General features: G+C 67.3%; 12 protein-coding genes. 6 read left to right on the top strand and 6 right to left on the bottom strand.

Annotated features, from left to right (window positions below; genetic code table 11):
- The first annotated feature begins 210 nt into the window (after window positions 1–210).
- Complete coding sequence (gene typA / locus ABEA24_RS29780; RefSeq protein WP_345434478.1) at window positions 211–2,067, top strand: translational GTPase TypA; 1,857 nt, start codon at window positions 211–213, stop codon at window positions 2,065–2,067.
- Window positions 2,068–2,206: 139 nt separating this feature from the next.
- Here typA and ABEA24_RS53725 read toward each other — a convergent pair whose 3' ends face one another.
- Together ABEA24_RS53725 and ABEA24_RS29785 are read right to left on the bottom strand one after the other, a co-directional pair.
- The gene (locus ABEA24_RS53725) at window positions 2,207–2,347 is read right to left on the bottom strand and encodes a DUF397 domain-containing protein (RefSeq protein ID WP_425551246.1); all 141 of its coding nucleotides are present in this window, start codon (window positions 2,345–2,347) and stop codon (window positions 2,207–2,209) included.
- Window positions 2,348–2,355: 8 nt separating this feature from the next.
- Entirely contained in the window at window positions 2,356–3,216 is an 861-nt protein-coding gene (locus tag ABEA24_RS29785; protein WP_345434479.1) for a helix-turn-helix domain-containing protein, read from the bottom strand.
- Between the two features lie 109 nt (window positions 3,217–3,325).
- On the opposite strand from ABEA24_RS29785, the gene ABEA24_RS29790 reads away from it, so the two are divergent.
- Window positions 3,326–3,613, top strand: a complete 288-nt coding sequence (locus ABEA24_RS29790; RefSeq protein WP_345434480.1) for a hypothetical protein — start codon at window positions 3,326–3,328, stop codon at window positions 3,611–3,613.
- A gap of 46 nt (window positions 3,614–3,659) precedes the next feature.
- Here ABEA24_RS29790 and ABEA24_RS29795 read toward each other — a convergent pair whose 3' ends face one another.
- Window positions 3,660–4,046, bottom strand: coding sequence for a hypothetical protein (locus ABEA24_RS29795; protein ID WP_345434481.1), 387 nt, complete (start codon window positions 4,044–4,046; stop codon window positions 3,660–3,662).
- 403 nt (window positions 4,047–4,449) lie between these two features.
- Here ABEA24_RS29795 and ABEA24_RS29800 point away from each other — a divergent pair, with 403 nt between their 5' ends.
- Both ABEA24_RS29800 and ABEA24_RS29805 read left to right on the top strand, forming a co-directional pair.
- The gene (locus tag ABEA24_RS29800) at window positions 4,450–4,974 is read left to right on the top strand and encodes a hypothetical protein (protein WP_345434483.1); all 525 of its coding nucleotides are present in this window, start codon (window positions 4,450–4,452) and stop codon (window positions 4,972–4,974) included.
- Between the two features lie 55 nt (window positions 4,975–5,029).
- The gene (locus ABEA24_RS29805) at window positions 5,030–5,356 is read left to right on the top strand and encodes a DUF4282 domain-containing protein (RefSeq protein ID WP_345434484.1); all 327 of its coding nucleotides are present in this window, start codon (window positions 5,030–5,032) and stop codon (window positions 5,354–5,356) included.
- Window positions 5,357–5,511: 155 nt separating this feature from the next.
- Here the strand turns inward: ABEA24_RS29805 and ABEA24_RS29810 are convergent, their stop codons facing one another.
- The 3 genes from ABEA24_RS29810 to ABEA24_RS29820 form a co-directional block, all read right to left on the bottom strand.
- Window positions 5,512–6,744 (bottom strand): coiled-coil domain-containing protein, encoded by a 1,233-nt coding sequence (locus tag ABEA24_RS29810; RefSeq protein WP_345434485.1) that lies wholly within the window; start codon window positions 6,742–6,744, stop codon window positions 5,512–5,514.
- Window positions 6,741–9,113, bottom strand: coding sequence for a protein kinase domain-containing protein (locus tag ABEA24_RS29815; protein ID WP_345434486.1), 2,373 nt, complete (start codon window positions 9,111–9,113; stop codon window positions 6,741–6,743). Before ABEA24_RS29815 ends, ABEA24_RS29810 begins: the two co-directional genes overlap by 4 nt.
- Before the next feature lie 70 nt (window positions 9,114–9,183).
- Entirely contained in the window at window positions 9,184–9,480 is a 297-nt protein-coding gene (locus ABEA24_RS29820) for a DUF4282 domain-containing protein (RefSeq protein WP_345434487.1), read from the bottom strand.
- Window positions 9,481–10,282: 802 nt separating this feature from the next.
- Between ABEA24_RS29820 and ABEA24_RS29825 the strand changes: the two genes are divergently transcribed.
- Together ABEA24_RS29825 and ABEA24_RS29830 are read left to right on the top strand one after the other, a co-directional pair.
- Window positions 10,283–11,035 (top strand): hypothetical protein, encoded by a 753-nt coding sequence (locus ABEA24_RS29825; protein ID WP_345434488.1) that lies wholly within the window; start codon window positions 10,283–10,285, stop codon window positions 11,033–11,035.
- 390 nt (window positions 11,036–11,425) lie between these two features.
- A complete protein-coding gene (locus ABEA24_RS29830; protein WP_345434489.1) occupies window positions 11,426–11,707 on the top strand; it encodes a WXG100 family type VII secretion target in 282 nt (93 codons plus the stop codon).
- Window positions 11,708–11,756 lie beyond the last annotated feature (49 nt).

The raw sequence follows: 11,756 nt of genomic DNA on the forward strand, positions 1-11,756 counted from the left end.
GGGCGGGACGCCCCGGTGAATGCTCCGGCCAGGATCGGGGCGTCCCACCCATGGTTTGACGCGGCGTCCCGTGATTCGGTTGCCATGACATTCCGCTCGGAAAACGGGCCGGACGGCTGCCCGATCGGTGTCCTCTGCGAGCCAAGTAGACTGGATGACGCCGCGCGGATCCCGCGGCGACTCCCACACCACGAAGCGAGACCCGCACGTATGCCCATCGCCACTCGGGACGATCTCCGTAACGTCGCGATCGTCGCTCACGTCGACCACGGCAAGACGACGCTCGTTGACGCCATGCTCTGGCAGTCCGGCGCGTTCCGTGAGAACCAGGACGTCGACGAGCGGGTCATGGACTCCAACGACCTCGAACGCGAGAAGGGCATCACCATTCTCGCGAAGAACACCGCCGTGCTGCACGGGGGCATGACGATCAACATCATCGACACCCCCGGCCACGCCGACTTCGGCGGTGAGGTCGAGCGCGGCCTGTCGATGGTCGACGGCGTGGTCCTCCTCGTCGACGCCTCCGAGGGGCCGCTGCCGCAGACCCGGTTCGTCCTGCGCAAGGCCCTTGCTGCCAAGCTGCCGGTCATCCTCGTGGTCAACAAGGTCGACCGGCCGGACGCCCGCATCTCCGAAGTGGTCGACGAGACGTACGAGCTGTTCATGGACCTCGACGCGTCCGAGGACCAGATCGACTTCCCGATCGTGTACGCCTCGGCGAAGGCCGGGCGGGCGAGTCTCAACAAGCCCGCGGACGGCGGGCTGCCGGACGCCGAGGACCTTGAGCCGCTGTTCCAGGTCATCCGGGGGACGATTCCCGCGCCGGCGTACGACCCGAACACACCGCTACAGGCGCACGTGACCAACCTCGACGCCAGCTCCTACCTCGGCCGTATCGCGCTGTGCCGGGTGCACGCCGGTGTGATCAAGAAGGGGCAGCAGGTCGCCTGGTGCAAGCACGACGGCACCATCGAGCGCGTCAAGATCACCGAGCTGCTGATGACGGAGGCGCTGGAGCGTAAGGCGGCCGAACAAGCCGGGCCGGGCGACATCATCGCCATCGCCGGCATTCCGGACATCATGATCGGTGACACCCTCGCCGACCCGGAGGACCCGCGCCCGCTGCCGTTCATCACGGTTGACGAGCCGGCCATCTCGATGACCCTCGGCACGAACACCGGTCCGCTGGCCGGCCGCGAGAAGGGCACCAAGGTCACCGCCCGGCTGGTCAAGGACCGGCTCGACCGCGAGCTCATCGGCAACGTCTCCATCCGTGTGCTGCCGACCGACCGCCCGGACTCCTGGGAGGTCCAGGGCCGCGGCGAGCTCGCGCTGGCCATCCTGGTCGAGACCATGCGCCGGGAGGGCTACGAGCTCACGATCGGCAAGCCCCGCGTCGTCACCAAGGAGATCGACGGGAAGCTGCACGAGCCCGTCGAGCGCCTCACCGTCGACGCTCCGGAGGAGTACCTCGGCGCGATCACCCAGCTGCTCGCCGTCCGCAAGGGCCGCATGGAGCAGATGACCAACCACGGCACCGGCTGGATCCGGATGGAGTTCGTGGTCCCGGCCCGTGGACTGATCGGATTCCGCACCGAGTTCCTCACCGAGACGCGCGGTACGGGCATCGCGCACCAGGTCTTCGAGGGCTACGAGCCCTGGTTCGGTGAGCTGCGCACCCGGCCGACGGGCTCGCTGGTCTCCGACCGGGTCGGTGCCGCGACCGCATACGCGATGTTCAACCTGCAGGAGCGCGGTTCGCTCTTCGTCGAGCCCGGCGCCGAGGTGTACGAAGGAATGATCGTCGGGGAGAACTCCCGCGCCGACGACATGGACGTCAACATCACCAAGGAGAAGCAGAAGACGAACATCCGGTCCTCGACGGCGGAGACGTTCGAGCGGCTCACCCCGCCGCGCGTCCTCAGCCTGGAGGCCGCCCTGGAGTTCGTCGCCGACGACGAATGCGTCGAGCTGACCCCCGCCGCGATCCGGCTGCGCAAGGTCATCCTCGACTCGAAGGAACGCGAGCGCACCCGCGCCCGCGCCAAGCGCGGCCAGGCCTGACGCGGTAGCCGCTACCCCGATCGGGGGATGCCCGTAGGGCGTCTCCCTCGACCCTCTAGGGAAAGTCGTCACAGCAGGCGTGGCCCGTAGAACCTCGAAAGGTCCTACGGGCCATTTCAACGGTGTGTCCCGGCGGTCGTTACCGCTCTACTGCGGTGGAAGGGGCGGATCCTGATAGGTCGACGGCGGCCACCTCGACGCATGAGCCGCCATTGTTGCTGCGACGGCTCTTACGCCATAGGGCGCGAGATAGGTCCGTTTGCGTGGGCATCTCGCACATCCTTCGTTCTAGAACTCGCTCGCCACCTGGGCGATCAGTGCTCGGGACTCGTCTGGATCGAGTGCCTTAGCGATCATAGCTGTGAACATCGTCGTGTACCGCTGAAGCTCTGCTTCCTTCTCAAGGTAGAGGCTGCCTGTCTGGCTCTCCAAGTACACGACATCGGGGTCTGCCGGTTCCGGAAAGCCAAGGATCTCGAACGATCCGTCCATCGCGGGGTGCGCTCCAGCTTTGAAGGGGAGCACTTGGACGTCGACGTGCGGCAGCTCGGCCATCTTCGCGATGTGCTGCAGCTGTGTGCGCATCGTCTCGGAGCCTCCGACGACGCGCCGGATGACGGCTTCGTTCAACACGGCCCAGTACTTCGGCGGGTCGTCACTTGTCAGGCGCTCCTGACGTGCCGTCCGAACGGCGATCTTGCGTTCGATCTCCTCCGCCTGGGCAGCGGCGGGACCGACGCGTAGGAAGGCGCGGTAGTACTCCGGCGTCTGAAGCAAGCCGTGAACCAACTCAGCCTCGTAGACGTGGATGGACGTGGCTTCGGTTTCGAGCCCAATGTAGAACTCGAACCAGGACGGGATGGCTCCGCCGAACGAGTGCCACCATCCCTTCTCGCGGGCTTGCCGGGCGAACGTCAGGAGCACTTCGCGGTGCTCGTCTTGAATGTCGTAGAGGTCGAGCAGCGCGCGTAGATCGACCGGCCGTATCCGGCGTTCGCCGGTCTCCCAGCGGCTGAGAGCCGAAGCGCTCCAGTCCCCGCCTGCCTGGCGTACGACGTCGTCGATGGTCAGGCCGCGTTCCTCGCGGATGCGCCGGAGTTCGTAACGCAGACGACGAGCCCGGACGGTCGGACTGGGGCGAACAGACATATGGAACCTTTCGGGAAGTTGCCATCGGGGACTTGCCAAGAGGGAGCTACCGTAGGAGGCTGAGGCCAGCATCTCAGACATCGGCTAACCGCGTGTCAGGAGCCGCGATATGGACGACGAAACGACGATGGGAATGGCGCTCCAGTTACTAAATGAACTGAAGCGGGAGGCCGAGACGGTCGGGCTCGCCTGCCGAGTCATCCAAACCACTCGATCGAGTCCGCCCGTTCTGGTGCTGGTAAATCCGGAAGCGCGGCAATTGTCCGAAGAGATCAGTTGTCGCGAACTCGCTGGCGTCTGGTGGCTCTACTGGTCATGGGGCGACGCGATCGGAAGAGCTAGCGATAAGGGCAACATCATAGTCGCCATACGGCGAGTGCTGGGAGTGCACGCGTGAGCGCTAAGCACGCTATTCACGCGCGTCCCCCCGAGCCGTATCAGCCTCAACGGAATTTCCGCGCTGCGGAGATCGCCGCCAGTCTGGAGAGCAGGTGCCCTGGCTGGGTCATCATCTGGTCGGCTTGGCGGCGAACGTTCACCGCGTTCTCGGCCGTTACCGCCGAGTGCTTGGTGATCGACGACCAGTCCGTGACTCGGCTTCTACAGCGGATCAGCGCGAGCCAACACGCTGCGGCGTACGGGCAAGCGGCGGTCGCACCAGCATCGAGAACGAGTACCGGGGACTGCTCGATGCGCTCGCGCTTCCAACAACCAGACATCCGGACAAAGCTGCGGAACTGATCGACCCAGATCATTTGATCGAGCGATATCCGGAAGACGGCAATCCTGAGGCGGCTCGAAGCGACGTCGTCGACGTGGGTGCGCGGCACGGGACGGAATCTCGCAACCGTCATTCAGCCGTCGCGCGCCTACCGTCCCGGTTGGGCGACCGGGATGTTGGGCCGTTGGGGTGCGGGTATGAGGGACCTGCACTCCAACGGTCTCTTTCTTGCCTATACGCCGTCGGCCTTTGCGCGCGCGTACTGGATGGCGCTGCGGTCAGCGCGGCGGACCTGGTCAATGCGAGTCGCGCGGTGGGCGATGTGTAGGCGGCCTGGACCGAATGCCGGGGACAGCGGCGGGCGGTCGTCGTCGGCTCATAGTGGTTCTTGGGCGCGGGCTTCGCAGGGTTGGGTGATGCGGATTTGGCCACGACGCTGGTGCGTGAGCACGCGGCGGTCGATGAGAACAAGCGACACGGCGAAGGACGCGAGTCGGGCGGGGGTGACCGCGATGTGGAGTGAGCGTGTGCGGGCGGCGGGCCGCGCTGTCTGGTGGACGGGGCTGATGTCGCCCGTGTGGCTGGGCGCGGGCTGGCTGATGAGCCTGGCCGTCTGGGCGTTGGTCGGCTGGGCGGTGATGCTGGCGTGTGAGCTGGCGCTCGCTCTCATCCAGGAGGCGGAGTATGCGGTGCTGGGGCCGTGGGAGTGGATCTTGGTGACGCGGCTTCGTATTGGGCGGGTGGTGCCGTGGATGCGCCGGGCGGTGCCGTTCGATGCGGTCGGCTGCCTGCTCGTGTTGTCTGGGCCTGCGGCATTGTTCGGCCTGCTCACGATGGGCTGGTGGATGCCCCTGGCGTTCCGCCTGGTGATGACGGCCCTCCCAGCGGCGGGCGTGGTCATGGCGGGTGTTCGCCTCCGCCGCTGGCACGCCGGACGCGTGAGGCAGAGCACTGCGGGTCCCGCGGAGACCACGGTGCCGGATGCGTACCTGCCCAGTTGGGAGGAACTGGGCGGGCCGGGGCGGTGGTCGGTGTGAAGGCGCTGGCCATGTTCGTGCTCGTGGCGATCTGGTCGAAGCTGTGAGGAGCGACGTGCCGGAACGACGGATGACATTTCTTGGCGCCCTGCTTGATACCCGCTTTGAGAATTACGCGACGGCGCATCTCGTGCGGGCCGCCTACGGTGCAACGCTCGTCCTGGCGTCAATGCAGTGCTGTTTCTGGTTCCTGACCGGGCACTGGATGGCAGGCGGCCACCTGTGGCCTTTCGCGGGCTGGGTCATGATGCTCAGCACCCCTGCCGTGTGGGTCGGAGAAATCACGGCGGTGCGCGTCGCGCTGGAATACGTCGTCGTCATGTTCCGAATGAGTGAGGACCTGCGGGCGCTGAGGGATCAGGCGGAATGGCGCGAGAAGTGAGTTCCGGCAGGATGGACGGGTCGAATGTGGAGAAGCAGGGGAGGGGCTGGCCGTCTGCCTCGGCGAGCAGCCAATTCGGTTGCTTGCTGGGCGATGGGGTCCGCTGGGCCGACCATTAGTGGGCTGCCGTCGGGCCGTGTTGTCCGCCAGCAGCCTCACCTGCCGAGTTCATGACGGCGTTCGTCTTGCTGCCGACCTGAGCGCCGGCGCTGTGTGACCGGGAGACGCTGCGTACCCGGCTCGACGCGCCACCGTACGTCAGCATGGACGCCGGCCTCGGCCAGGCGTTCTCTGGCTGCGTCGAAGGAGGCGCACCACTGCTCCTCCCGCTCGACGTCGAGACGCCGCTGCTCGTCGCTCTCCGCCGGTTCGGTCCGCAGCAGCGCCATCCGCACCTGCCGCGCGTCGTCGACGCGGACCTTGACGGCGTGCTGCGGCCAGTCGCCTCGCGTGAGCACCGCCTCACCGTCCTGAGCGGTGAGCGTCTCGAAGCCGTCGCCGACCTCGTAGCCCAGCGCGCCGAACGCTTCGCGAAGCACCGTGGCGACGTACTCCTGCTCGGCCTGCCGCTGAACGTCCTCGACGAGACGAACGGCCTCGGTACGCAGCTCCTCGTCGAAGAGACGCATGCCGTCCGCGACCTCGCGGAGCCGGACTCGTACGTCTTCCGCGGCCGGATGCGCCTCCAGCTCTCGAAGGAACCGCAGCGCGGCGGTCCTTCCGTCACGGCGCTCACGGGCCCGTTCGTTCGCCTCCTGGATACGGATCCGGACCTCGGTGAGCCGTCCTTCGGCCTCTGACACGGTGGACGCGTCCGCGGCCTGTTCCGCGGCCTCGGTAACGGCTTGCCGATCCTCATCGGTGGCGTCCGGCGCCAGTCGTTTGAGGAGACGGGTGAGGTCGGCCGGGGACGCCGTGGGAGGAGGGGCGGCCGCCGACCGGCCGTCCGCCGGTTTCGCCCGAATCGATGTCGAGAGGGCGTCGAAGATACGCCCGGCGGCGGCCTCGGCGATCGCCTCCGCCAGCGACTCCTCAGCCACCGCGATCCGTGTATCGGTCTCGGTGATCCATGCGGCGAGCTCCTCGGCGGAGCGGCCGGAGACCTCCACTGGAACAGGGAGTTCGACGGCTACGCCGTGGCGGCGAGCCGCTTGCGCCAGCGCGGCGATCCGGGCGCTCCTGTCCAGCGCCTCGCCCACCGCCTTCTCCAGCTCCTGCGCCTCCTGTAGTTCTTGCGCCCGCACTTCGGCACGCCCCTCCGCGAGAGCGGCGAGCGCGCCAGCCCCGGCCGCCGCAAGGCCGGCCGCACCCCCCATTACCCGCACGAGCCCGAGAGACGCGATCACCGCCGCGTCCAGGGCGATGTCCGCCTCGACACCGCTGCTCACAGTCGTCCTCCTACAGCCTGTTCCCGAGCCCGTTCATGTGCCTGCCACCAGCGCTGCATGCGTACCCCCACCATGACGACGTGCCCGAGCGGGACCAGTACCAGCACCGCCAGCCAGAGCAGCCACGAGACGGCGATCAATGCGGGGATCAGAATGAGAAGCATGAGGAGAGGTAGGACGCAGAGCAGAACCGCGAGCCCGCAGCCGCGGTCGCCGGTTCTCCGGCTCCTCTGAGACACCGCCTGAGAAGCACCGGACAATACCCGACTCGTCGAACCGAAGATTTTTGCCAGTCCTGACCACGGCCCGGAGGCCGTGTAGTCGGCACCCAGCTTTGACGCGAGGAAGACTTCGGATCCAGCCTCGACGGCCCAGGCAATGGCACCGATCGCGAGAAATGGCGCAGTGAAGGAGGAAATGTCGACCGCTTGGCTGCCCCGCTCGGAAGATGCCAGCCGGACGATACTCAAGATCACCCAACTGCCGCCGATCCAGAGGACGGCCAGCGGGAGTGTCCACAGGATGGCGCGGATCACGGCCGCCCGGCGTCCGGACAGCCGATGCCGTTCGCGTTCCTCCCAGCGCCGGTGTCCCTCGGCGGCTCGCTGTTCCGACTCGTATCTCTGGCGAGCTGCGGCCTCGACCTCCAGTACCGCGTCCGGGGCTGCCCGAACCAGCGCGAACAGCCGGAGAGCATCGTCGCCTGCCTGGTCGGAGAGCCAGGAGAACCAGGGGACCGGTTCCCGCACCGAGTCGCGGGCACGACCGGCTGCCGTGGCCAGTGATTCCTCCGCCTGGTCAGGCCGACCGGCGAGGGCGAGCAGGGTGGCCAGCACCACCGGGGGTTCGTCCAGGCCTCTCGTTCCGGCGTCGGGAAGGCGGCCGGCGGATCGGGGGAGCTGAGAACGCAGCCATTCCGCCTGCCGGTTCCAGGACGTCACCAGCCCCTGCCAGCGATGGTCGATGGCTGTCAGTTCCTCGGTCCCGGAGAAGCCGGCGAGGACGGGGAGCAGCCGATCCTCCCACAGGGCCCGGGCCGTGCTCGCCGCCGTGCGGTGGTCCGGATGGTGCTGATCGTTGACGATGGCCGCGAGGACCGGGAGGTCGTCCGGGAGCAGGCGCAGCCCGAGGAAGTGGGGCTCGAGGGTGGGATCTAGCCAGCGCAGCAGGTACAGCAGCTTGACATCGGGCGAGTGGTCGCCGGTCAGGCGCTCGTCGATGAGGCGGATGCGGCCTTCCGGGTCGTCTTCGAAGCCGTTCAGCCAGCCGCGTAGTGCCTGCCATGCTTCGCTCGGGCCGACAGGGGTGTACATCGTTCCGAAGAAGTAGCGTGCCGCGGACTCCCAGTCGGTGAGCAACGCGCGTGCCAGCTCGCCGCGGTCGGTGTACGTCCGGCCGCCGAAGGCCAGCGCGCCCGCAGCGGTGCCCGCGGTGAGCGGCGACGTGCTGAGCGGGGTCGGCGGGGCTACCGCCGGACTCGCTCCGTCGAGCCACTGCCTGACCTCTTCGCCGCCCCATCGCCGACGTGGGTCCCGGGTCAGCAGGCCCCGACAGAGGAGGCGCATCCGCGGGTCGGCGATGTCGTCGCAGTCGATGGTGCGGGTCGCGAGATGGTCGACGACCGCCGTCTCGCTCATGCCCGCGAACGGGGTACGGCCGGTCAGCAGCTCGCGCGCGATGATGCCGAGCGACCACCAGTCGCGGGCGGGGGAGACCTGGCCGGACAGCGACTCCGGCGCGGCGTACGCGAGAGTGCGTGACGAGGACGCGAACACGACGCTCTGCTCGATCACTCGGCTCAGACCGAAGTCGGTGATGGCGAGACGGAGTGGAGTGGTCCCGCGAACCAGGACGTTCTCCGGCTTCAGGTCGCGGTGCACGATCCCGGCCGCGTGCAGCCGGTCCAGCCCGGCCGCGAGCTGTGCGACGACCTCAGCGACGAGGGCGGGGGGCAGTTGGGCGCCGAGTACCCGCAGGTTGCCCTCCGGGACGTACTCGATGACCTCGTAGTCGCGTCCCTCCGCGTGTCCGGTATCGATGATGCGCACGACATGCGGGGAGTCGAGCGTCGGCACTTCCCGCCACACCGAACGGTCGGCCGTGAAGCCCCGCCGGAAGATTTTGACGACGAGCTCCGTGCCCACGGCGTCGCGGACGTGCAGCAGGTCGGATTCGGCCCCCTGAGCGGGGAGTTCGCCGAGGACGGTGAAGCGGTCGGCGAGGTCGGCGGGAAGCCGGACGAGCGACGGGCCGGGCGCATCGCTGTCACGACGGGTGAAGCTGGACGGGTCGTTTTGGGATGGAACGGTGTCCCGGCGTGTCTCGAAATCCTCGCGCCGTGTCTCGGACGGCCCTTCGATGCCCGCCACTACCCGTTCCTCGCCCCGTCAGTAGGTGCCTCCGAGAGCCTAACGTGCTCACCACGGAGGGAAACGGCGATCAGCGCAGTTCCTCCCGTTCTCGTATTGCCTTCAGATGCTCGGTGATCTTGAACTGGTTGATCGCGAACTCAAGGGTGATGCGCACGCCGACGATTTCGAACAACCACAGCAGAGGAGCGGCTGGGACCAGGAATATGCCGAAGTACTTGCCCCAGCTGAACTGCAGCGCCCACAGGCCGACCAGCAACACGAAGAGCGAGGTCAGGCTGACGAGTAGGAACGCGGCGATGTAGATCACTTTGATCAGCCTGGGCGTGACCATATGGTTGAAGTTGAAGTCCAGCAGCGCTCCCATGAAGCCCTTACCGACGGGGCGGGGCTGGTACCTCGGCGGGGGCGGTGGATACGGATCAAAGCCCGGAGGCGTGCCTTGCCAAGGGCCTGCGGGCACCGGGGGCTGGTTCGGGGGTGGCGGCGCGTATGGGCCGTACGGTGGTTGTCCACCGGCGTGCGGCTGAGGAGGGCCTTGATACGGCTGGGGATCGCCCTGGTAGGGCTGGGGGTCGCCCTGGCGGGGGGGTGGGGGGCGGTGCCCGGGGTCGTCGGGGGCGTTGGACATCTCTGTCTCCTCGGCTTCCACCCGTCAAAGGCTAGAGCGCCAAGGGGCTCAGTTCACATGACCAGGCCGTGCTGATCCCGTTTGTCCGCTTCATCCGGTCAAGTTGTCGGCCGGCCCTCGTACGGCGCCCGGTTGGAAGACGGCCATGCGCGGCGGCACGTCCGACCGGGACACGGGTGCGTCCCGGCCATCGGCCGGGGCATGAGCGGGGATCGGTCGAGTCGGGCCTTGGGGGTCGCCTTGGCCTGCGCATCCATCGTGCGGGAGGTCACGAGCGGTCACGTTCTTTTCTGGGATAGTGCGTAGTGGCATAAGACGAGATCTTCCGCTGCACATCCGCACTGCTGACCTCGGGTATTCACCGATCAACGCCGTGATTGATCGTTTACGCGCGGAAGGTGCACCTGGCCTGCGAGGATCCGATTGCTGAAGTCAGATCTTGTGCGGGAACGGGTGCACCTTCGGGTGAACAGTACGCGATGGGACCACCGGCCGTCTGTGGCTGGGACCGGTAAGGGCCGTCGGGTATGCGGGCGCGGTGCTGCTGCGTAAATGCGCTGATCAGACCGGGTTGACGGGTGTGCTGGGGTCAGCGTTGGCGCGGGTGGAGCGGTCTGCGGTGTGGGACTGTCAGCGTGGTGCTGGTGCAGCTGGCGGTCACGATCGCGCTCGGGGCCACCAGCATGCGGCAGATCGCGTTGCTGCCCACGAGGCCGAGGTGTTCGGGGATCCGCCGTCGGACTCGACGGTGCGGCGCGTGCTGGGAGAGACCTGCGATCCGATCACGGTGACTCGCGTGGCCAGGGCGCGCGCCCGGGTCCGTGCGCAGGTGTGGAAGCTGATCGAGGCTGGCCAGATGGGGTTCCCGTGGCTGCGGGTGGCGGGCAAGCCGCTGTGCGGCTGGATCGTGATCGACATCGACGCCACGTTGATCACGGCGCATTCGGCCAAGCAGGGCGCGGCCGCCACCTTCAAGAAGGGTTTCGGGTTCCATCCACTGGCGGCTGGTGAACCAACACCGCCGAGTGCCTGGCGATGTTGGGGAGACCGGGGAACGCCGGCTCAGGCGATGTGGCCGATCATCTGGCCGTGCTGGCCGAGGCGATCGGTCAGATCCCCGCGACCCGCCCGCGCCGAATCCGCCACCATGCGGTACTGCCCGTGGCACCTACCCGCACGCCTCGTCCACCACGCCCGGCAGCGGACGCTGAAGATCAGCGCCACCTGGCCCTGGAAGGAGGCATTCCTCACCTGCTGGCACCGGCTATGCGCCCTGCCGAAATCGGGCTGACCAGCACCAACAACCCCGACAACCCCAGAAAGAAGACCCCGAGCGGCCTGTGGAACCGCCGCCCACCCGAGCGCCACGGGCGACCGTCCAAGACCAGCCAACAACAGAAACAGACGAACAGACACGAACCGCCAAGCCGTCGAATCACTCACCCCACCCAGTTGCCCCGTGAGTCATCGTGGTTGACGATATGTTCGACATTTCGGTTACCTGGTCTGAAATGGCCATGCTAAAGGCGCTGATCGGATGACGACGCCCCCTCTGACAGATACTGACCTGTCATGACATCATGTGACCCTAGGCAGCGAGTCTCCGATCGGGCGGACCGCTGGATACCGGGAATCAATACGTGCGCTGATTCGTGAGCTGAGGTTCATGGGAGATCGGATCGTGGCCGAGCTCGCGGCCATGGAGAAGGCCGCCGCTGGCTTCGGACAGGTGCTGGAGGCGGTACGGCGAGCGCTGGCCGACCTGGACCGTGACCTTCAGGCGTCGCTGGTCCGGTGGGAGGGCGACGCCGCCCGTGCGTACCGGATCGCTCACGGCGAATGGAAGGCCGCCGCTCATGACATGGCCGAACAGCTGGCGGGGCTTCGGAAAGTGATCACGACTGCGCACGCTAATTACCACGTTTCCCTGGATACGAACGTCACGATGTGGGACGTCGTGTGACTGGCAGCGGAACCCTTCCCTGGCAGCCGAAACAACCGTGGCGTCCGCC

Origin of the sequence: Actinoallomurus vinaceus, from assembly GCF_039542055.1 — a bacterium.
Lineage (GTDB): Bacteria > Actinomycetota > Actinomycetes > Streptosporangiales > Streptosporangiaceae > Actinoallomurus > Actinoallomurus vinaceus.